The 225-nt window shown below is 61.3% G+C and carries 1 protein-coding gene; it reads right to left on the bottom strand.

Features of this window, described 5'->3' with window-relative positions; all coding sequences use genetic code 11:
- Positions 1 to 225: hypothetical protein (locus tag HMPREF2700_RS11855; RefSeq protein WP_168162748.1), on the bottom strand; the 225-nt coding region annotated here is incomplete at both ends.

Genomic DNA, 225 nt, shown 5'->3' with positions numbered 1-225 from the left:
GATATAGGCGTAGGTGCAGTTCTCCGTAGCGGTTACCCGTGCCGGTAAGGTACCGTCGATATGCGGACGCGGGGTGGTGCGTTCGGGACGGTAGGCGAGTTGGGCGGGGATGGCGGTAAAGGTATGGCTGTAGGCGGTATCGCGGCTGCCGCTGTGTTCCATGCTGAGTACCAGCCAGCCGTCGGGTGCTTCGGGGAAGGAGACATCGGTTTGGAACACCTTCAT

Origin of the sequence: Neisseria sp. HMSC068C04 (assembly GCF_001810105.1) — a bacterium.
Taxonomy (GTDB): domain Bacteria; phylum Pseudomonadota; class Gammaproteobacteria; order Burkholderiales; family Neisseriaceae; genus Neisseria; species Neisseria flavescens_B.
This window is presented reverse-complemented; position numbering and strand designations above follow the sequence as displayed.